The organism is Streptomyces sp. NPDC001093, from assembly GCF_040298985.1.
Taxonomy (GTDB): Bacteria; Actinomycetota; Actinomycetes; order Streptomycetales; family Streptomycetaceae; genus Streptomyces.
In genome coordinates, this window is sequence record NZ_JBEPBF010000303.1 from 1 (window position 1) to 1,087 (window position 1,087).

The window sequence follows — 1,087 nt, forward strand, 5'->3', positions numbered from 1 at the left end:
AGCTACCTCGCCGGCCTCCACCTCCGTGCCTCGATGATCTGGATCAACGACCTCCTGAAGGCAACTACCTGATCACAACATCACACAGGCCCTAGCCGTTCCGTGAACGCGAGCATGAGGTCGCGAAGTTCCTGAGGGCCCTCGATCCGGAAGGGCAGATCCAGCGCGGCGAGGGCGGGTGGCACCCAGTCAAGTCGCTCCGCACGCAGCTCGACACGGAACCAGCCTTCGGCCATCGGGCCGCCGCCGTCATTCGGCGGCGGCCCGATGACGGCGACGCTCTCTGGCAGCCATGCACGGATCCGCTCGGGCGTCCCGCGGATCCACACGGCCACCTGGTGCCGGTACTTTGCCGTGGCGAAGCCGGTCAGCAGGTGGTTCGGGGCGTCCCTTCCCGAAGGTGGGTCGAAGGACCCGGGCAGTGCCCTGACGTCCGTCGCGCTGAAGGAGCTCGGCGAACTCACCATCGAGGCGCCGCACTCGATGGCCGGCTACTCGCGGGCGAAGTTCCCCCACTGGATCAAGCAGTACGGGGAATGCGACACCCGCGAAGTCGTCCTCTCCCGCGACGGACGAGGCGTCACCCAGGACTCTATGTGCCGGGCCACCACGGGGACCTGGTACAGCCCCTACGACGGCAAGACCCTCGATGCCGCGTCCAAGGTCGACATCGACCACATGGTCCCCCTCGCCAACGCCTGGCGGTCCGGCGCCGACACCTGGACCACCGACAAGCGCAAGAAGTTCGCCAACGACCTCGACCACTCGAAGCTGATCGCCGTCTCCGCCGCCTCCAACCGCTCCAAGGGTGACCAGTCTCCGGACCAGTGGGCGCCCCCGAACAAGGACTACTGGTGCACCTACTCACGGGCCTGGACCGACATCAAGCACCTGTACGGGCTGAGCATCACGCCGCCTGAGAAGACCAAGCTCACCGAGATGCTCAACACCTGCGACTAGGGTCTGTGTGATGTCGTGATCAATCGGCTGCTTGTAAGTGGGCGGTTCGTGAGTCTTTGAGTGGATCTGCTGTCGCCTGATGGTGTGGCGGCGGGGCGGAATCTGCCGGCCCGCGGTGGTTGATCTG

At 65.8% G+C, this 1,087-nt stretch carries 2 protein-coding genes; one reads left to right on the forward strand and one right to left on the reverse strand.

Annotated elements, in window-relative coordinates:
* Positions 1-80: 80 nt before the first annotated feature.
* Complete coding sequence (locus ABT288_RS50015; RefSeq protein WP_502973037.1) at positions 81-335, reverse strand: WCX domain-containing protein; 255 nt, start codon at positions 333-335, stop codon at positions 81-83.
* Positions 336-354: 19 nt separating this feature from the next.
* Between ABT288_RS50015 and ABT288_RS50020 the strand changes: the two genes are divergently transcribed.
* Positions 355-960 (forward strand): GmrSD restriction endonuclease domain-containing protein, encoded by a 606-nt coding sequence (locus tag ABT288_RS50020; RefSeq protein WP_351623460.1) that lies wholly within the window; start codon positions 355-357, stop codon positions 958-960.
* The last annotated feature ends 127 nt before the right edge of the window (positions 961-1,087 follow it).